Genomic DNA, 19,135 nt, shown 5'->3' with positions numbered 1-19,135 from the left:
AAAGCCGGGATCCTGCCTTTACGCGCTTTGGCTGTCAGTCTGAGCGGAGCGAGGGAACTGCTTTTTGCCCTCTACATGCACCGAGGCTATCAAAAAGCCAAACAAGTGCCATATAACGCTGATATCGACGTGACATCCAGCATGCTGATCGGATAATAGACAATCCTACAAACACAGAATCGAGGTATATGCTTAATTCGAGTAACGGAACATGCATTGACAGACCCTCAATGCAAGAAGAGAATCGGTGCCACGCCCAGCCTTATTTTCTAATAACCATTGTCGGTCAATGTAAAGAATCTCGAATCATGAACTATGAAGAACTTCGTGCGTCTTAGATTAATCAGCGAAATCAATATCAATTATGGGAAATTAGACTGATTAACTACGCCAAAGGACTGAGGGACTATTTAGAGGAAAAAATATCTCTACCTCAAAAATCATGGATTGACTACGAAACAAAAGAGGAAAATAGATACGTAGAGTTAGTTGATTTTCTCACAGAAGAAGAACCAAAAAGAAAGAATCCAACCAACACATCAATTACAAAAAAAGGCGAACTCGCATTCGGAATAAGCATTACCTTTGATTATGGGGAAAATACTTATCCAAAACAAAATATTTTTGTCCCAATTGCTATCAGGTATAAAGATCAATCCCTGCAGCATGCATTCTTCGACCTCGATAAGAATGATATTGTAGATGAATGGGTTATCGAAAGGGACGAATTTTTCGACAAACTCCTAAGCAGACTATATGACTATCTTTCACATGCTCCACATAGTGGATTCGGTGAACTTAGCAAAAAGCAAAACCGAATTGGGTTCTTGGACTGATCCCTAAAAATTCGTTCAAGTAGCGCGTAGGGTGGGCCCTTGGCCCACCACGCCTAAATTCAACCCCGGTGAACCGCAAGAGGCTTTGCCGACACCGCATCGCAGTCGGGACGTCGTGATGGTGGGCCAAGGCCCCCCCTACGATGATGGATACAGACAAGAGACGACATGCCGAACGCCTTGCTCTCATCGATCGAATGGCATGACCTGCCCGTCTCCGGGATTCGCATCGAAGAATCCGGGTTGTCGCTGGCCGTCACGCCGTACAACGCACTTGCCGACGCGTATGACACCCGCATCCTGCGGATCACGGACGCCGAACGTGTCGAGGTCCGCATGACCGGAACGCTCACTGCCGAGGACCTCCTGTCCATGGAAGTCGCCACATTCGATTATTCGGTCGCGCCTTCCGGCCGGATCACCGGCACGCTGGGGCTTCTGCCGGGGCAGGCAGGGTACTGGGCATTGTCGTTCACCAACGCGCATTGGCAACTCGTCGATGCCTGACGTGGGCGAAAGGCCGAAGCAAAAGCAGATCCCTCGCTGCGCTCGGGATGACAACGAGGCCGCGAAACGCACAAGCGAAACGGCATTTAGCGTTTCGCGCTACTCACCATCGGTTCGGCCTCGCTGGCAAGATGGCAGGAACCCCTGCATGTTGAAGAAAGCAACAGATCGCCGGAGTCTTTCCGATAGAGACCGGAGGAGAAGATCGAGCTTTGACATGACATGACACTATGCTTGGGCATAGTATGTCCACTTGGAAATTCCGGGATGGTGTCGCATGGGCGAGCTTTCACCACAAGGGACATTGCTCGTCGAGCGTGTCTTGCTGTCATTGTTTCTCATTCCGACGCTGGCAGGCTGTCAGCAGGACACAGTAACTGCCGGCACCCCGATTCCAAGTCAGACAACATCCGGCACGAGACAAAGCGCATGGCACGACACAAGTGCGTTGTCCGCCATCGTCCCTCAAAAAGTCTCCGGGTTCTCCCTTGCATCGAAGACGCTCTATCTTCCGCCACCAGCATGGATACATCCAGCGGGCTTCGTCGTCACACCGGGGTTTCAGCATGCGGAAATCGCGGATGTGACCGGAGACGGGCGTCGAGACCTGATCTCCATCGTTTCCGAAATGCCGGATGGCTACAAACTTCTGATCCAGGCGCAAAGGCCGGACGGCACCTTGTCGCCCCCTGAAATCCACACTCTTCCTGAACCCATTTTCGACGGCTGCCGCTGGCTGAAAATTGGCGATATCAATGGCGATGGCATCCAAGACCCCATTGTTGTCAGAGGGAGGTCAATTTTCGCGCTTCTCTCCGGGCCGAATGCAAGCAAAACATGGTCGATGCTCTACTCGACGATCCTCGGAATCGATGCTCCACCGACTATCGGTGATCTCAACAATGACGGACACGTGGACATCGCATTCCATCTGAGCAATTACGGATTGCAGACGATTCCCGAAGGGTTTGATTTCAGGAGCCGCATCGTCATGCTGATCGGCGATGGCGAAGGTGGATTCCAGATTCGGGAGAAAGTGACATATGGGCAAGACCCGCACGATGTTGAACGCGCCAGCGGATTCGCCATTGGCGACCTCAACAACGATGGCCGCATGGATCTGGCACTGGGATCCCAGAGATTCGATTACTGGGGACAGCGTTGGGACTACAGCGTCAGGGTCTATCGACAGACACTCGACAGCGGCTTCGGTGAACCGATCGATCAATCCAGTGATCCATTTTCCCTGCGTGTCGTGACTGGCGACTTCAATGCAGATGGGCGCACAGACCTTGGAATCACAAATGACACCGTCGAACCTTTGAAATCGAAGATTTCGCTGTTCCAACAGCTTGCGAGCGGAGAGATTTCAACGACGCCAGTTGAAAGGACCATCACTCTGTATGCCGAAGACCTTGATGTCGTCGATTTGAATCAAGACCGAAAGCCAGACCTTCTCGCGGCCCACGTCGGAGCAAGGGCAGTAGGCTTTTTCCTTTCAGGCTCGAATTCCCTCGGGAGCGAGACCCTCATCAACTTTAGTTATGGAGACTGGTTCATCGGAGAAACCAGTCAGGCGGCAGGCGACCTGGACGGAGACAATTGCCCGGAAGTCGCCATTGCGATGCGCTACGACGGTCTTTTAGTCACCAAAGGAAGTGGCTGCCAGCAAAGGATTCACAGCATGAGCCAACCACTTCCCGCACGCCAGATTTTGAATGGCGCATCTACGCCCGCTGACGAACTGATGGGCACATCCAGGACTTTAACGTCACAGCGAGCTTCTGCGCCGCTCAGGCAGCGCGCTCGAATGACGATCAACACACCTCGACGATAGGCGGCCCACAGCCGAGGGAAGCGAAGCCGATTTGCGCATGGGCATGTAGGCGCGCCTGTCTGAACACGCGCGCCTCAGCTCCCGCGATCCTTCAGGAACCGCGCCATCGAGACATCACCCGTCTGCGGGACGAACTCCGCGGCGACGTCGACGAAGCCGCGCATCACGGCGATCTCGCGCGGGGTGCGGTTGAGGGCGTCGCGGGCGGTGGGGTCGGCGCCGTCCTGCATCAGCTGGCGGGTGGTGCGCAGCAGGCCGTGCAGGGCGGCGAGGTGCAGCGGGCCGAAGCCGCGGGGGTCGCGGACCTTGAGGGTGGCGCCTTCGTCGAGCAGCCGCACCAGGCCGGCGATGACCACGTCCTCGTCGCAGGCGGTGCCGGGTTCGGCGCGGGCGCCGAGCAGCATCAGCAGCGGGGTGACGCCGCCGGCCGCCTGGGCGTCGGGATCGGCGCCGGCCAGCAGCAGGGCGTCGAGCAGCGCCACCAGCCGGCGGCGGTCGCGGGTGGTGAAGCCGTAGAGCGCGGCGCAGTGCAGCGGCGTGAGGCCCTGCGCGTCGGCCGCATTGATGTTGGCGCCGGCGGCGAGCAGCCGGGTGCAGACGTCCGGCAGGCCCAGCGCGGCGGCGAGCATCAGCACGGTGACTTCACCGGGCAGACGCTGTTCCAGCGTGGCGCCAGCGGCCAGCAGGCGGTCGACGATGTCGGTCTGGCGCATGCTGACCGCGGCCGACAGCGGCGTGGCGCCGGTGCGCGCGGCCAGCGCGGGATCGGCGCCGCGCGCGAGCAGCAGTTCGACCACGGCGCGATGGCCGCCACCGGCGGCGCGGAGCAGCGCGGTGCAGCCCTGCGCGTCGACGGCGTCGATCGACAGACCGAGGTCCAGCAGCCGGCGCACGGCGTCGGCGTCGCCCAGCACCGCGGCGGCCGGCAGGTCGGTGGCGCGCAGCGGGCGGCCCGGCAGCGGCCAGTGGCGCCAGTCCAGCCAGTCGGCGAGATCGCGGCGGCCGCTGGACAGCGCGACGCCCAGCGGCGTCTGGCCGTCGGCGGCGCGCACGGCCGGCGAGGCGCCGTGGACGATCAGCTGCTTGAGCACGGATTCGCGGCGCAGCGCGGCGGCGAGGTGCAGCGCGGTCATGCCGCGGGCGTCGCGGCTGTCGAGCGCCACGCCGAGGTCGATCAGGCGGCCGATCAGCGCGCCCCAGCCGAGGCGCACGGCCAGCGCCAGCGGCGGATCGCCGGCGGCCGAGGCGGCGAACGGATCGGCGCCGCGTTCCAGCAGGTCGAGGGCGAAGCGTTCCAGCCCGCGCTCGGCGCGATCGGCGGCGACGCAGGCGGCGAGGAAGCGCGCCAGGCCGCCGGCACCGGCGGGCGAGACGCCGCGGCGCAGCAGCGCCTGCACGGCGGGCACCGCGGCCGGGCCCTGCGCCAGCCACGCGAACAGCGGCGTGTCGCCGGCGGCGTCGCGGATTTCGGTGGCGGCGCCGTGGCGTAGCAGCCAGTCGATCCGCGACACCGCGGCGGGCGCGCGGCCGTCGTGCAGCAGCGTCGCCAGCGCGGCGCCGTCGACCAGTGCGACCCAGCGCTCGGCGGCCGCGTCGTCGCGGGCGTCCAGCGCTTCGCGCAGCAGGTCCAGCGGCGGGCGGTCCGGCGGCGGCGCGTCGGGTTCGACGGTGTCGCCGACGCGCGCCGGCAGCAGGTAGTCGGCGTCGATCGCGGCCACCAGCGCCCAGCGGCCGGCGGCGGCGGCGTGGTCGATCGCGCGGCGGCCTTCGGCGTCGGCGCGTTCGCGGTCGATGCCGAGGTCGAGCAAGGCCTGGATCAGCGCCGGCGACGGTGCGTCGGCGCGGCAGGCCAGCACCAGCGCGGTGCGGCCGTCGGCGTCGACGGCATGCGGATCGGGACGGCCGACCAGCAGCGCCTGCAGCGCGGGCAGGTGCCCGCCGCGGGCGGCTTCGAGGAACGGGGTGCGCTGGGCGTGGTCGCGGGCGTGCACGTCGGCACCGGCGCCGAGCAGCACGCCGACGATCTCGTCGTGGCCGGCCAGCGCGGCCTCGTGCAGCGCGCTGCGGCCGCGGGCGTCGCGGGCGTCGGCCTTCGCGCGGTGCTTGAGTAGCAGCTGCACGCCGGCCGGGTCGTCCTCGTCGCCGCCGGCCGCGGCCAGCAGCGCGGGCACCGCGCCGGGCAGGTCGGGCTTCGCGCCGCGTTCCAGCAGGAAGCGCGCGAGCCGCCAGTTGCCGGCGGTGCAAGCCAGCGCGAGCGGGGTCAGGCCGTCGCGGTTGGGCGGATCGATCTCGGCGCCGGCGTCGCGCAGCAGCGCGGCGACGCCCGGGTCGGAGCTGCGCGCGGCGTGGTGCAGCGGCGTGTTGCCGTCGCCGTCGGCGATGCGCGGGTCGGCGCCGTTGGCGAGCAGCGTCATCACCGCTTCCGGGCGACCGTGCCAGCTGTCGCGGGTGGCGGCGATCAGCGGAGTGACGCCGGCGTGTGCGGCGTTGAGGTCGACGCCGTGGGCGATCAGCGTGCGCAGCAGGCGCAGGTCGGGCAGCACCGCGGCCAGCATCGGGAGGCTGCGCTGGTCGCGGGCATCCGCGGGCGGCGGCGCGTGCGGGTGGGCGCCGGCGTCGAGCAGCGCCAGCGCGCGCTCGACCCGGCCGTGGCGCGCGGCGTCGTACAGCGCGGCCTCGAGATCCTCACCGTCGCCGGCGATGGCCGCGGCGTCGGCGTCTTCTTCGTCGAGCGCGGCCTGGAGCAAATCCTCGGCGCGCACCGGCGACGGCGACGGCAGCCGCAGCAGCGCGCGATGCGCCAGCGGCCACGCCAGCGCGCAAGCGCCGGCCACCGCCCAGACGGTCGTCGCCGACAGCAGGCCCGGCCATGCCAGCAGCACCGTGCCCAGCAGCGGCAGCGCCAGCAGCAGCGCCGCGCCGAGGCCGCGCCAGTCGCGGGTGTCGGTGTCGACCAGCGCCCGCCAGTGGCCGCGCAGGTCACCGCCCTCGCCTTCCTGCCAGCGCCACAGCGGCCAGGTGCGCCACAGGCCGAGCATGCCGCCGCCGGCCACCGTGCTCACCGCCAGCGCGGCGCCCAGCGAGCCGCCCTGCAGCAGCGACGACAGCGGCCAGGCCAGCAGCACGCCGACGGCGAGCAGCGCGACGGCCCAGAGCAATGCGATCGGCCCGGCCTCACGCGGATCGAGGCGGCCGCCGCGCAGCCCCAGCGCGAACGCCGGCTGGGCCAGCAGCGCGCAGGCGCCGGCCAGCGCCGCGCCGGCAGTCCCGCCGACGACCGCACCACCCGCGCCGGCGGCCAGGGTCAGCGCGACGCCGGCCGCGAGCGCGCCCGCATGGACGCGCGGCGGCCGCGGCGGCGCGGCGACGACCGCGGCCTCGGGGAGGTCGGCGTCGGAGGCGCGCAGGTCGGCGTCGGGGATGCCGGGATCAGGCATCCGTCCCCCAATCGTCGGTCATCGGATCGATCGCCAGCGTCGGCGGGAACTGGACGTGGAAGCCGCGGCCGGCGAGGTTCTCGCGGACCTTCTCCGGGTTCTCGCGGGCGAGGCGGCGCTCGGGCGTCAGCGCGACTTCCAGCACGAAGCGCAACGTGCCGAGCTGCTCGCGCAGCGGCGGCGGCAGGCGCTCGAAATCGTCGCGCACCGCGAGGTAGACATAGGTATCGGCCTTCCGCTGGCTCTTGTAGACGTACGCTTGCATGGCCGGGACGGGACGCTGCCTTGGCGGGGAACGGAGACACCCCGACACCCCGCCGGAAGGCGGGGACGGGGACCTCGGCGCCACAGGCCCGGATGGGCCTGCCCCTGTCAGATCAGTCGCTTGCGCGCCAAACCTGCGGCGGATGCGTCCAAGTATCGCCCAACTGCCGGAGAACGTGGAGATTCCCGGCGAATTGTGCGGCAAGGCACGGTTTCGGGCCAGATGCAGCGGGACTTTTTTCGCCTGCCCCCCCCCCCCGCGTCACCTTTGCGGAGTGGTGGCCGCGCATGACCATCGGCCCGGCGACCCGCGGCGGTCGGGCGCTTAAGCTCTGTCGTTTCCCGTCCGCCGGCGCCCGCCATGACCGTTCGTTCCGCGACCCGCAGGGTCCCGCTGCCGTTCCGCCTTTCGCTCACCGCCACCGCGGTGCTGCTCGCCTCCGCCGCCGCGGCGCAGACCATGCCGGCGCCGACCGCGGCCCCGACGCTCGACACGATCATGTCCGACCCGGACTGGATCGGCACCGGCGTGGAGCGTGCGTGGTGGTCGTGGGACGGCGCGCAGGCGCTGTACGAGCGCAAGCGCGACGGCGCGTCGATCCGCGACACCTGGGCCGTACCGGTCGCCGGCGGCGCCCCGGCGCGCGTGGCCGACGCGGCGCGCGCGGGGCTGGACGCGGCCGATCCCGCGTTCGACGCTGCACGCGCCCGCATGGCGTTCGCGCGCAACGGCGACATCTTCGTGCGCGACCTGCGCAGCGGCGCGCTGGCGCAGCTCACCCGCACCGACGCCGAGGAGTCGCGGCCGCAGTGGAGCCGCGACGGCGCGCTGGTCTGGCGTGCGGGCAACGACTGGTATCGCTGGACGGCGGCGAATGGCGTGGTACAGGCGTCCAACGTCGTCGCCGCGGACGACCCGGCGAAGGCGCCGGCGGCCGAGGACCTGCGCGACCGCCAGTTGCGCCTGCTCGACACCCTGCGCGACGACCGCGCCCGCCGCGAGGCCGCGCGCGACCAGGACGCCGCGTGGCGCCGCGCCGATCCGACCCGCGCGCCGGCGCCGGCCTACCTCGGCAAGGGCGTGGAGATCGTCGACAGCGCGCTGTCGCCCGACGGCCGCTGGCTGCTGGTGGTCACCGCCGCCAAGGGCGCCGACGGCGGCCAGGCCGGCAAGATGCCGAAGTACGTGACCGAATCTGGCTACGAGGAATCCGAGGAAGTCCGCACCCGGGTCGACCGCAACGCGCCGGTGCCGCACACGCTGTGGCTGGTCGACGTGGCGGCAGCCAAGGCCACCGAACTGAAATACGACGCGCTGCCGGGCATCGCCGTCGACCCGCTGGCCGCGATGCGCAAGGCAGCGAAGCAGGACCCGCTGAAGGGCAACCGTCCGGTGCGGATCGAGACCGACGGCGACGGCAACGGCCCGTCGCTGCACTGGAGCGACGACGGCGCCCGCGCCGCGGTGCTGGTGCGCGCGGTCGACAACAAGGACCGCTGGATCGCGGTGGTCGATCCGGCCGCGGCGACGCTGCAGGCCCGCCATCGCCTGCACGACGACGCCTGGATCAACTGGAACTTCAACGACTTCGGCTGGCTGCCGGACGGCCGCACGCTGTGGTACCTGTCGGAGGAAAGCGGGTACTCGCACCTCTACGCCAGCGACGGCGGCAAACCGCGCGCGCTGACGTCGGGCAAGTGGGAGGCCTCGGCACCGGCGCTGTCGGCCGACGGCAAGCGCCTGCTGTTCTTGTGCAATCGCGCGTGGGCGGGCGACTACGAGGTCTGCGACGTGCCGGCCGCCGGCGGCGCGGTGCGCGAGCTGACCGCGCTGGACGGCGTGGAGGATTTCGCCGAATCGCCCGACGGCAAGCGCCTGCTGGTCCGCCATTCCGGCCACCACCTGCCGCCGCAGCTGGCGGTGGTCGACGCCGGCGGCGGGAAGGCGACCGAACTCACCGACACCCGCACCGACGCGTTCAAGGCGATCGCGTGGACCGCACCGGAATTCGTGCAGGTGCCGTCGAAGCACGGCGCCGGCACCCTCTGGGGCAAGTACTACGGCCCGAAGACGCCGGAACCCGGCCGCAAGTATCCGATCGTGATGTTCGTGCACGGCGCCGGCTACCTGCAGAACGTCACCGCACGCTACCCGAACTACTTCCGCGAGCAGATGTTCCACGACCTGCTGGTGCGCAAAGGCTACATCGTGCTGGACCTCGACTACCGCGCTTCAGCCGGCAACGGCCGCGACTGGCGCACCGCGATCTACCGGCACATGGGCGAGCCCGAACTGCAGGATTACCTCGACGGCCTCGACTGGCTGGTCGCCAACAAACAGGGCGACCGCGACCATGCCGGCATCTACGGCGGCAGCTACGGCGGCTTCATGACCTTCATGGCGCTGTTCAAGTCGCCGGGCACGTTCAAGGCCGGCGCCGCGCTGCGCCCGGTGGCCGACTGGTCGCAGTACAACCACGAGTACACCAGCAACATCCTCAACACGCCGACGCTGGACCCGGAGGCCTACCGGCTGTCCTCGCCGATCGAATACGCCGCCGGCCTGCAGGACGAACTGCTGATCTGCCACGGCATGATCGACGACAACGTGTTCTTCCGCGATTCGGTGGTGATGACCCAGAAGCTGATCGAGCTGCACAAGGCGAAGTGGCAGATCGCGCCCTACCCGATGGAGCGCCACGGCTTCACCCACCCGGCGGCCTGGTACGACGAGTACCGCCGGATCATGGAACTGTTCGACCGCACCCTGCAGCCGGCGCCCTGAAGCCGGCGCGTCCGGAACCCGGGCCCCGAGCCCGGGTCCGGGACGCCCCCCCCGGACGGCCGCGCGCCCGCCGTTTAACGAAACCCTCGCGACGGCGGGCGCGGATTCCTTCATGCTGGCATAAGTCTCCCGCCGCACCCTGTCCGGATGTCCATGTCCCGTGCCCGCCCCTCCAGGCGCCCGCTGCTGCGCGCCAACACCGTCCTCCTGCTCGTCGTCGCGTTCCTGGTGGCGGCGGCCAACAGCCGTTTCTGGCATGTCGTGTTTTCGGCGCAGGACTTCACCGGCCTGCGTGGCGCCGGTGTGGCCGCCGCGGTGGCGGCGGCGCTGTTCGCGCTCACCACGATCATGCTGCTGCCGCTCAGTTTCCGCTGGACGTTCAAGCCCGGGCTGACGCTGGTGCTGCTGCTGTCGGCCGGCGCCGCGTTCTTCATGAGCGACTTCGGCGCGGTGATCGACCGCCACGCGCTGGCCAGCGTGTACGAGACCGACTCGCGCGAGGCCACCGAGTGGATCAGCGCGAGCATGCTGCTCACGCTCGGCCTGCTCGGCATGCTGCCGGCGATCCTGCTGTGGTGGGTGCGGATCGACTGGCACTCGCCGCTGCGCGAACTGTGGTCGCGGATCAAGCTCGCGCTGCTCGTCATTGCGCTGCTGGGCGTGTCGGCGCTGAGCTTCGGCAAGGACGTGGCCTCGCTGGTGCGCAACCACCTGGAACTGCGCCACCTCGCCAATCCGTTCGCGCTGCTGGCGGCGCAGCTGTCGTACATGGACCACGCCCGCAACGACAACCGCCCGCTGGAGAAGATCGGCCTCGACGCGAAGCGCGGCGCCACGCTGCGTCCCGGCGAGCGGCCGACGGTGCTGCTGCTGGCGATCGGCGAATCCGCCCGCGCGCTCAGCTACGGCAGCCTCGGCTACGCCCGCCAGACCGACCCGGCGATGCAGGCGCTGAACCCGGTGAACTTCTCCGACGTGCACAGCTGCGGCACCAACACCGCGACGTCGCTGCCGTGCATGTTCAGCGGCCTCGGCCGCGCCGACTACAAGGACGGCGTCGCCAAGTACCGCGAAAACCTGCTCGACCTGCTGATGCGCGCCGGCTACGACGTGGTGTGGATCGACAACAACACCGGCAGCAAGAAACTCGCCGCGCGCGCCACCGAGAAGTTCCTCGGCGACGGCAAGGACCCGGCGCTGTGCAACGCCGAAGGCTGCTTCGACGAAGTGCTGCTGCGCCAGCTCAAGCAGGAGCTGCCGGCGGTGAAGCGCGACACCGTGTTCGTGATCCACCTGCTGGGCAGCCACGGCCCGGCGTACTACGCGCGCTATCCCGCCGAATTCGCGAAGTTCAAGCCCGAGTGCCGCAGCAACCAGCTGCAGCAGTGCAACGACCAGCAGCTGCACAACACCTACGACAACACCATCCTCTACGCCGACCACATCGTCGCGAGCGCGGCCGCGCTGCTGCGCGACGACCCGGCGATCGATCCCGCGCTGCTGTACGTCTCCGACCACGGCGAATCGCTGGGCGAACACGGCCTGTACCTGCACGGCGCCCCGTACGCGATCGCGCCCGACCAGCAGACCCGCGTGCCGATGCAGCTGTGGGTGTCCGACCGCTTCGCCGCCCGCCGCGGCCTGGACGTCGCCTGCGTCCGCGCCCGCGCCGGCAAGCCGATGTCGCACGACAACCTCTTCCACAGCGTCCTCGGCCTCGCCGACGTCGACACCACCCTGCGCAAGCCGCCGCTGGACTTCACCGCCGGTTGCACGGGCAAGGTGGCGGCACCCTGATCCATCTCGCCGATGGCCGGCGTCGCTTGACGCCGCCGGCCATCGGCGTAGCATTTCACGCAGGCAACGGGACAGACCCCGCGCCGACCACCATCACCGTGAGGGAGCCTCATGGAACGCAGCGACACCCGCGAGCGCGATGCGCTCGACTACCTCGTCTTCATCGGCCGCTTCGAGCCGTTCCACAACGGTCACGCCGCCGTCGCCCGCCACGCCCTGGCCCGCGCGCGCAAGCTGATCTTCCTCGTCGGCTCGGCCGACACTCCCCGCACCATCCGCAACCCGTGGACCGTCGCCGAACGCACGGTGATGATCCAGGGCGCGCTTGCCGATGCCGCCGACCGGCTGATCGTGCGCCCGCTGCGCGACCATCTCTACAACGAGAGCCAGTGGATCGCCGCGGTGCAGCGCACCGTCGCCGCCGCGGTGAAGGCCGACGGCGGCGATGCCGACGTCCGCATCGGCCTGATCGGCCAGGACAAGGACGCGAGCAGCTACTACCTGCGCGAATTCCCGCAGTGGCCGCTGATCGACGTCGCCCAGACCGAAACGCTCTCCGCCACCGAACTGCGCCGCTACCTGTTCGAGGCCAACCGGCTCGACAGCCACGGCGGCCTGATGCTGATCCGCGCGAACGTGCCCGGCCCGGTGTTCGACATGCTCGACGCCTTCCGCAGGAGTTCGCCCGCGTTCGCGCAGCTGGTCGACGAATACCGCTTCATCGAGCAGTACCGCGCCGCGTGGGCCGACGCACCGTACGCGCCGACGTTCGTCACCGTCGACGCGGTCGTCGTGCATTCCGGCCACGTGCTGCTGGTGCGTCGCCGCGCCGCCCCCGGCAAGGGCCTGTGGGCGCTGCCGGGCGGCTTCGTCGGCCAGGACGAAACGCTGCTGCACGCCTGCCTGCGCGAGCTGCGCGAGGAAACCCGGCTGAAGCTGCCGGAGCGCGTGCTGAAGGGTTCGCTACGGCACGCGCACGTATTCGACCATCCCGAACGCAGCCTGCGCGGACGCACGATCACCCACGCCTTCCACTTCGATTTCCCGTCCGGCGACCTGCCCGACGTGCGCGGCGGCGACGATGCCGACAAGGCGCGCTGGGTGCCGGTGAGCCAGGCGCTGGAGATGGGTCCGCAGTTGTTCGAGGACCATCTCCACATCCTCGAATTCTTCCTCGGCCGCGGCTGATTCCATTACCGATCCCGCGACCGCCCCGCCGGCGGACAGACCGCCGGTTCCCCTCGACGCGAAGGAGCTTCCCGTCATGCATGCATCGCACATCCCCGGCCTCGACAACGTCCTGCTCAACACGGACAGCTACAAGGCCAGCCACTGGCTGCAGTACCCGCCCGGCACCGACGCCGCGTTCTTCTACGTCGAATCGCGCGGCGGCGTGTACGACCGCACCGTGTTCTTCGGCCTGCAGGCCATCCTCAAGCAGCACCTCGGCCGGCCGATCACCCACGCCGACATCGATGAAGCGCGCGAGTTGTACGCCGCGCACGGCGAGCCGTTCAACGAAGCCGGCTGGCGCGACATCGTCGATCGCCTCGGCGGCCACCTGCCGGTGCGCATCCGCGCGGTGCCCGAGGGCACCGTGGTGCCAACGCACCAGGCGCTGGTGACGATCGAATCCACCGACCCGCAGGCCTACTGGGTGCCGTCGTACCTCGAAACGCTGCTGCTGCGGCTGTGGTATCCGGTGACGGTCGCGACGATCAGCTGGCACGCCAAGCAGACGATCCGCCAGTTCCTCGAGCGCACCAGCGACGACCCGGCCGGGCAACTGCCGTTCAAGCTGCACGACTTCGGCGCGCGCGGCGTGTCCAGCGCGGAATCGGCGGCGATCGGCGGCTGCGCGCACCTCGTCAATTTCCTCGGCACCGATACCGTGTCGGGCCTGCTGGCGGCGCGCGCGTTCTACCACGCGCCGATGGCCGGTTTCTCGATTCCCGCCGCCGAGCACAGCACGATCACCAGTTGGGGCCGCGAACGCGAGGTCGACGCCTACCGCAACATGCTGCGGCAGTTCGCGAAGCCGGGCGGCATCGTCGCGGTGGTGTCGGACAGCTACGACATCTTCCACGCCATCCGCGAACACTGGGGCAAGACGCTGAAGGACGAGGTGATCGCCTCCGGCGCGACGGTCGTCATCCGCCCCGACTCGGGCGATCCGGTGGCCGTCGTGCACGAGTGCCTGGAACTGCTGGACGAAGCCTTCGGCCACACCGTCAACGGCAAGGGCTTCAAGGTGGTGAACCACGTCCGCGTGATCCAGGGCGACGGCATCAACCCGACCAGCATCCGCGCGATCCTCGAGCGCGTGACCAGCGCCGGCTACGCCACCGACAACGTCGCCTTCGGCATGGGCGGCGCGCTGCTGCAGCAGCTCAACCGCGACACCCAGAAATTCGCGCTGAAGTGCTCGGCCGCGCGCGTCGACGGCCACTGGATCGACGTCTGGAAGGATCCGGTCACCGACAAGGGCAAGCAGAGCAAGCGCGGGCGCATGACGCTGCTGCGCCATCGCGAATACGGCAGCTTCCGCACCGTGCCGGTGCCGCCGAGCGCGGCGTCGCTGGCCGAGGTCGAGAAACCCGCCGGCTTCGACGACGCGTTGGAAACCGTGTGGGAGAACGGCCGGCTGGTGCGCGACTGGACCTTCGAGGAGATCCGCGCCCGCGCCGACGCCGAACGGCTCTGAGCGTGGACGCGACCACCGTGGACGCCGTCGCAGGCCTGCCGCTGCGACGGCGCCTGCCGCCCGACGACGATGCGACGCGCTGGGTGTCGCACGTCATCGGCGGCCGGCGCCATCGCGTCGCGCAGCCGATCACCTTCACGCCCTACGCCTCTGCGCGGCCATGTTCGGCGCGTTGCCGCTTCTGTTCGGAAAACCTGCGCGAAACCGGTGCGGGCCGCGCGGCGGCGACGCTACGGCCACGCATCGATTACTTCGACGCGCTGCGCGCGGCGCTGGCGCAGCTGCGCGGCCTGCCGCTGTCGTATTCGCTGTCGGGGCTGGAAACGACCGACGACGCGGACTGGTGCCTGCGCATGCTCGACACGCTGGACGCCGCCGCACGCGACGGCGTGCCGGTGGCCGAGCGCGTGCTGTACAGCAACGGCGCGGGCTTCGCGCAGGCGCAGGGCGACGCGCTCGTCGACGCGTTCGCGCGTTTCGGCCTGTCGTGGGTGGAGCTGTCGCGCCATCATCCCGACGCCGCGCGCAACCAGGCAATCATGCGCTTCCGGCCCGGCGAGCCGATCGCGGACGACGAGGTCTTCGCCGCGGTCGCGCGACGCCTGCGCGACCGCTTTCCGCTGCGGCTGGTGTGCCTGGTGCAGCGCGGCGGCGTCGAGGATGCCGACGGCGTCGCGGCGTACCTGCGCTGGGCGGCGACGCTGGGCGCCGGCACGGTGATCTTCCGCGAGTTCTCGCGGCTGGACGACGGCTATCGCGACAACGCGACGCGGCGGTATCTCGAGGCCGCGCGCGTGCCGATGCCGGCGCTGGTCGACGCTGTGCTCGCCTCGCCGCTGCGTGCAGCACTCACGCCGGTCGAGCGCACCGCCGGCTACTACTTCGACAACCTGCGACTGCGCCATCGCGACGGTTTCGACGTGGTGTTCGAGGCATCCGACTATGCGCGGATGCACGCACGGCATGCGTCCGGCGCGCTCTACAAGCTCGTGTTCCACGCGAACGGCCGCCTGTGCGGCGGCTGGTCGCCGGATCGCGACGTGCTGTGGGAGGCATCGCCGGCATGACGTCGCGCAGCTGGCTGCAACTCGAACCCGACCCGCCCGGGTTGGCACTGCCCTACGATCTGCGCGACCGCGATGCCCTGCGCGGCCGCGACTGCGGCTGGGTGTCGCAGATGCGGCCGTTCGTGCGCGCGTTCTCGCGCCCGGGCGACGTCGTGTTCGATCCGTTCTGCGGCTTCGGCACGACGCTGCTGGCCGCGTCGCTGGAGGGGCGTCGCGGCCTCGGCCTGGAGATCGATCCGGGACGCGCCGCGCTTGCCCGCGAGCGGCTGCGCCGGCACGGCGTCGACGCGGAGATCGCGTGCGACACGCTGCCGGAAACGCAGCTGCGTTCACGCATCGACCTGTGCCTGACCAACGTCCCGTACTTCGGCTGCGACTGGCGGGGCGATGCGCGCGTCGGCCAGCTGCCCGGCCAGTTGTACGGGGCGCCGGACTTCGCGATGTACCTCGCGGCGATGCGCGCGATCTTCCATGCCGTGCGCGACGCGTTGCCGGACGGCGGCCACTGCATCGCGATGGTGCAGAACGCGCGCCTCGGTGATCGCATGGTGCCGCAGGCATGGGAGCTGGCGCGGCTGCTCGGCGACCTGTTCGAGCCCTGCGAGGAACGCGTGCTGCTGTATCCCGCGCGCGACGCGGCATCCTCCGTCGACGACGATCGCGCGCACACCGACCGCAGCCACGAATACGCGCTCGTGTTCCGCAAGCGCCGGCCGACGCTGGACATCGACGGCGCGCGCACCCTGCTGCGACAGCTGCGCAGCGAACACCATGACCTGCGCGTGCACGGCAGCTTTCTGCCGTGGTGCGACGGCGATCCAGCCGCCGGCACGTCGCGACCTTCGGACGTCGATGCGCACGTGACCGCGGACCCCGAACGCTTCCGCGCACTGCTGCACACGCTGGTGCGGCTCGGCTTCCGGCTGTCGCTGTGGGGCGATCCGGTCAACGCCGACGTGCATCCCGACACGGTGCGCCGGCATCACTACCTGCGCGCCGAACGCCTGCAGCACGATGGCCGCCACGTGCAGCTCGACCTGACGCCGCGCGACGCGGACTGACGCGTCGCCGATCAGCCGCGATCCGGCACCCGCAGCCGCACGCCGAGGCCGCGTCCGTCGAGGCCTTCGCCCAGCGCCAGCGTGCCGCCGCAGACCTCGGCGATGCGGCCGACGATCGCCAGCCCCAGGCCCGCGCCGGTGCCGGTGGCGGCGTCGAGGCGATGGAAGCGCTGCAGCGCGTCGGCATGGCGCTCGGGCGGAATGCCGGGACCGTCGTCGCTGACGTCGAGCACGATCGCGGCGGCGTCGCGCTGCGCCGCGACACGCACACGTACGCCATCGCCGCCGTGGCGCAGCGCGTTGTCGATCAGGTTGCGCAGCACGCTGTGCACCAGCTGCGGCCCGCAGCCGATGCGCAGGTCCGCCGGCACCGCCAGTTCGACCGTGGCGCCGACGCGGCGGATCGCCGGCGCAAGTTCGGCGATCACGTCCTCGGCGCAGGCACGCAGCGGCGCGTCGGCCTTGCCGGCGTCGAGCACGCCCGCCTCCAGCCGCGACAGCGTGAGCAGTTGTTCGGTAAGCGCGGTCATGCGGTCGCAGCCGGCGATCACGCCGGCGAGCGCGCGCTGGCGTTCGGCATCGTCACGCGCGCCCTGCGCGACCTGCGCCTGCGCGCGGATCGCGGCCACCGGCGTGCGCAGTTCGTGCGAGGCATCGCCGATGAAGCGACGCTCGCGGGCGATGCTCTCGCCGGTGCGCGCGAACAGCGCGTTGAGCCGGTCCAGCAGCGGCCGCACTTCCTCCGGCGCACCGGCGTCGGCGATCGGCGCGGTGTCCAGCGGCGCACGCGCCTCGACCGCATGCGCCAGCCGCTGCAGCGGCGACAGGCCGCGGCCGACCACGATCCACAGTCCGAATCCGAGCAGCGGCAACGCCAGCAGCATCGGCAGCGCCTGGCGATCGAGCGATTCACTCAGGATGTCGGCGCGCGCCGACTGCGGTTCGCCCACCTGCACCCAGACATCGTCCTGGCCACGGGCAACGTAGACGCGCCAGGCCTTGCCGGCGACGCGCACGTCGGCGAACCCGCGACGGAACGGCGCCAGCGCCGCGTCCGGCGCGTTGGCGCTGTGCACGCCGAGCCGACCGTCGTTCCACACCTGCAGCGCGAGCCGCTGGTGCGCGTCGCCGAGGTCGGGCAGGTGTTCGAGCCGGATTTCCTCCAGGTCGTCGGAGGCCTGCGCGATCAGCAGCGCGGCGGACGTCGCGAGGTGCGCGTCGAGCAGTTCGTCCAGTTCGTGCCGCGCCTGCGCGTAGCTGGCGATCGACGCCGCCAGCCACACCACCGTCAGCGTGGCCAGCATCGCCGCGAGCAAGCGCGCGCGCAGCGAGAAGGCGCGGGGCGCGCGTGCGCTCATTCCGCGTCCAGCGCCTGCAGCATGTAGCCGACACCGCGCTGGGTGAGGATCAGCGCCGGATCGAGCTTGCGGCGCAGGTGGTGCACGTGCACTTCCAGCGCGTTCGATTCGATGCCGTCCTCCCAGCCGTAGAGCCGTTCGGTCAGCTGCTCCTTGCTCAGCCAGCGACCGGCGGAGCGCGCGAATTCCGTCAGCAGGTCGAACTCGCGCGGCGACAGGTCGACCTGCGTGCCGCGCCAGATCGCGCGCCGCGCCGCGGGATCGATGCGCAGCGCGCCGACTTCCAGCTGCGGCCGCGGATCGCCGTCGCTGCGGCGGATCAGCGCGCGCAGCCGCGCGGCGAGTTCGTCGAGATCGACCGGCTTCACCACGTAGTCGTCGGCGCCGGCATCGAGGCCGCGCACGCGTTCGTCGATGGCATCGCGCGCGGTGAGGATCAGCACCGGCGTGCGGTCGCGGGCCTCGCGACGCTGCCGCAGCAGGTCCAGGCCGGAGAGCCGCGGCAGGCCGAGATCGAGCACCACCGCATTGAACGTCGCGGTCCTGAGCGCGGTCTGGGCGGCGATGCCGTCGCGCACCCAGTCCGCGGCGAATCCCCGCTGGCGCATGCCCACGCTCAGCGCTTCGCCGAGCAACGGATCGTCTTCCACCACGAGCAGGCGCATCATCGCTCTCCGTCCCGGGGACCCATTGTCGGCAGCGCGGGCACAGTCATCAATCGTCGTCTCCATCGTTGTCATCGGAATCGCCGCCGGTCCGGCCGCCGGCGTGCATCTCGCCCCCCTCGCCCGCGTCCGCACTCGCGCCCGGCAGGCCGAACGGCAGCCGCTGCTGCGACAGTCCGAGCGCCCAGAACGCCGCCAGCGCCAGCACCAGCAGGCCGCCGACCAGCAGCGACGACCGCACGATGCCGTCCTCCGGCCGCAGCCCGGCCTTGCGCCCGGTCACCATCGCCCGCGGCAGGTTCTCGCGATGCAGCACGCTGCCGGCGACCACGCCCAGCAGGTGCAGGCCGACGACGACCAGCATCAACGTCGCCAGCGCTTCGTGCACCTCCTCCAGCGACTCGCCGCCGCCGGTCACCATCGCGATGCCGACGCCGGCGGTCGCCAGCCCGAGGCCGAGCAGCAGCCAGATCGCGACCGCACCGGCCGGGTTGTGGCCGACGTGATGCGCCGGCCGGCCCTGCGCCATCGACACGACGTAGCGCCACGTCGCACCCGGGCCGCGCAGGAACTCGGAGAACCGCGCGTAGCGGCTGCCGACGAGGCCCCAGATCAATCGGAAGGCCACGAGGCCGAACAGGCTGTAGCCGAACAGCAGGTGCAGCAGGTGCTGGCGTTCACTGTCGGAGGTGAGCCAGGCGCCGGCGAAGCAGACGGCTAGGCTCCAGTGGAAAATGCGGGTAGGCAGATCCCACACCAGCACGCCGCGCTTGTGCGTGGTGGCCGCGGCGGGTGCCGCATTGGGGGCGGCGGTCAT

The 19,135-nt window shown here is 69.3% G+C and carries 13 protein-coding genes; 8 read left to right on the top strand and 5 right to left on the bottom strand.

Going from position 1 to position 19,135, the window contains the following annotated elements:
* Positions 1-1,004 precede the first annotated feature (1,004 nt).
* Positions 1,005-1,343: a hypothetical protein gene (locus tag ACT53Q_RS14100; RefSeq protein ID WP_476187284.1), complete on the top strand. Its 339-nt coding sequence runs from the start codon at positions 1,005-1,007 to the stop codon at positions 1,341-1,343.
* Between the two features lie 277 nt (positions 1,344-1,620).
* Complete coding sequence (locus ACT53Q_RS14095; RefSeq protein ID WP_476187283.1) at positions 1,621-3,180, top strand: FG-GAP repeat domain-containing protein; 1,560 nt, start codon at positions 1,621-1,623, stop codon at positions 3,178-3,180.
* Positions 3,181-3,254: 74 nt separating this feature from the next.
* Here ACT53Q_RS14095 and ACT53Q_RS14090 read toward each other — a convergent pair whose 3' ends face one another.
* Both ACT53Q_RS14090 and ACT53Q_RS14085 read right to left on the bottom strand, forming a co-directional pair.
* Positions 3,255-6,617: an ankyrin repeat domain-containing protein gene (locus ACT53Q_RS14090; protein WP_476187282.1), complete on the bottom strand. Its 3,363-nt coding sequence runs from the start codon at positions 6,615-6,617 to the stop codon at positions 3,255-3,257.
* Positions 6,610-6,882 (bottom strand): YcgL domain-containing protein, encoded by a 273-nt coding sequence (locus tag ACT53Q_RS14085; protein ID WP_476187281.1) that lies wholly within the window; start codon positions 6,880-6,882, stop codon positions 6,610-6,612. Before ACT53Q_RS14085 ends, ACT53Q_RS14090 begins: the two co-directional genes overlap by 8 nt.
* A 360-nt stretch (positions 6,883-7,242) precedes the next feature.
* Here ACT53Q_RS14085 and ACT53Q_RS14080 point away from each other — a divergent pair, with 360 nt between their 5' ends.
* The 6 genes from ACT53Q_RS14080 (at position 7,243) to ACT53Q_RS14055 (ending at position 16,295) form a co-directional block, all read left to right on the top strand.
* Positions 7,243-9,666 (top strand): S9 family peptidase, encoded by a 2,424-nt coding sequence (locus ACT53Q_RS14080; protein ID WP_476187280.1) that lies wholly within the window; start codon positions 7,243-7,245, stop codon positions 9,664-9,666.
* A gap of 153 nt (positions 9,667-9,819) precedes the next feature.
* Positions 9,820-11,463: a phosphoethanolamine transferase gene (locus ACT53Q_RS14075; protein WP_476187279.1), complete on the top strand. Its 1,644-nt coding sequence runs from the start codon at positions 9,820-9,822 to the stop codon at positions 11,461-11,463.
* A 111-nt stretch (positions 11,464-11,574) separates the two neighbouring features.
* A complete protein-coding gene (locus tag ACT53Q_RS14070) occupies positions 11,575-12,651 on the top strand; it encodes a bifunctional nicotinamide-nucleotide adenylyltransferase/Nudix hydroxylase (RefSeq protein WP_476187278.1) in 1,077 nt (358 codons plus the stop codon).
* Between the two features lie 76 nt (positions 12,652-12,727).
* Positions 12,728-14,167: a nicotinate phosphoribosyltransferase gene (locus ACT53Q_RS14065; protein WP_476187277.1), complete on the top strand. Its 1,440-nt coding sequence runs from the start codon at positions 12,728-12,730 to the stop codon at positions 14,165-14,167.
* A complete protein-coding gene (locus ACT53Q_RS14060; protein ID WP_476187546.1) occupies positions 14,164-15,234 on the top strand; it encodes a radical SAM family protein in 1,071 nt (356 codons plus the stop codon). The genes ACT53Q_RS14065 and ACT53Q_RS14060 overlap by 4 nt, the downstream gene beginning before the upstream one ends.
* Positions 15,231-16,295, top strand: a complete 1,065-nt coding sequence (locus ACT53Q_RS14055) for a DNA methyltransferase (protein ID WP_476187276.1) — start codon at positions 15,231-15,233, stop codon at positions 16,293-16,295. Before ACT53Q_RS14060 ends, ACT53Q_RS14055 begins: the two co-directional genes overlap by 4 nt.
* 11 nt (positions 16,296-16,306) lie before the next feature.
* Here the strand turns inward: ACT53Q_RS14055 and ACT53Q_RS14050 are convergent, their stop codons facing one another.
* From ACT53Q_RS14050 to ACT53Q_RS14040, 3 genes are read right to left on the bottom strand one after another with little or no spacing between them, the layout of a single operon-like run.
* Positions 16,307-17,653, bottom strand: a complete 1,347-nt coding sequence (locus ACT53Q_RS14050; RefSeq protein WP_476187275.1) for an ATP-binding protein — start codon at positions 17,651-17,653, stop codon at positions 16,307-16,309.
* Positions 17,650-18,318 carry a response regulator gene (locus tag ACT53Q_RS14045; RefSeq protein WP_476187274.1) on the bottom strand — a complete coding sequence of 223 codons (669 nt, stop codon included), beginning with the start codon at positions 18,316-18,318 and terminating at the stop codon, positions 17,650-17,652. Before ACT53Q_RS14045 ends, ACT53Q_RS14050 begins: the two co-directional genes overlap by 4 nt.
* Before the next feature lie 49 nt (positions 18,319-18,367).
* Entirely contained in the window at positions 18,368-19,135 is a 768-nt protein-coding gene (locus tag ACT53Q_RS14040) for a cytochrome b/b6 domain-containing protein (protein WP_476187273.1), read from the bottom strand.

This window comes from Lysobacter sp. DMC97, from assembly GCF_056313745.1.
Note: the sequence above shows the minus strand (reverse complement) of the source record. Positions and strands in the feature narration are given on the sequence as shown.

Excerpts from the sequence above, each read along its gene's own strand:
- ACT53Q_RS14055 (WP_476187276.1), top strand. The coding sequence starts at position 15,231 with ATGACGTCGCGCAGCTGGCTGCAACTCGAACCCGACCCGCCCGGGTTG.
- ACT53Q_RS14080 (WP_476187280.1), top strand. The coding sequence starts at position 7,243 with ATGACCGTTCGTTCCGCGACCCGCAGGGTCCCGCTGCCGTTCCGCCTT.
- ACT53Q_RS14100 (WP_476187284.1), top strand. The coding sequence starts at position 1,005 with ATGCCGAACGCCTTGCTCTCATCGATCGAATGGCATGACCTGCCCGTC.
- ACT53Q_RS14075 (WP_476187279.1), top strand. The coding sequence starts at position 9,820 with ATGTCCCGTGCCCGCCCCTCCAGGCGCCCGCTGCTGCGCGCCAACACC.
- ACT53Q_RS14045 (WP_476187274.1), bottom strand. The coding sequence starts at position 18,318 with ATGCGCCTGCTCGTGGTGGAAGACGATCCGTTGCTCGGCGAAGCGCTG.
- ACT53Q_RS14040 (WP_476187273.1), bottom strand. The coding sequence starts at position 19,135 with ATGACCGCCGCCCCCAATGCGGCACCCGCCGCGGCCACCACGCACAAG.
- ACT53Q_RS14070 (WP_476187278.1), top strand. The coding sequence starts at position 11,575 with ATGGAACGCAGCGACACCCGCGAGCGCGATGCGCTCGACTACCTCGTC.
- ACT53Q_RS14085 (WP_476187281.1), bottom strand. The coding sequence starts at position 6,882 with ATGCAAGCGTACGTCTACAAGAGCCAGCGGAAGGCCGATACCTATGTC.
- ACT53Q_RS14095 (WP_476187283.1), top strand. The coding sequence starts at position 1,621 with ATGGGCGAGCTTTCACCACAAGGGACATTGCTCGTCGAGCGTGTCTTG.
- ACT53Q_RS14065 (WP_476187277.1), top strand. The coding sequence starts at position 12,728 with ATGCATGCATCGCACATCCCCGGCCTCGACAACGTCCTGCTCAACACG.
- ACT53Q_RS14050 (WP_476187275.1), bottom strand. The coding sequence starts at position 17,653 with ATGAGCGCACGCGCGCCCCGCGCCTTCTCGCTGCGCGCGCGCTTGCTC.
- ACT53Q_RS14090 (WP_476187282.1), bottom strand. The coding sequence starts at position 6,617 with ATGCCTGATCCCGGCATCCCCGACGCCGACCTGCGCGCCTCCGACGCC.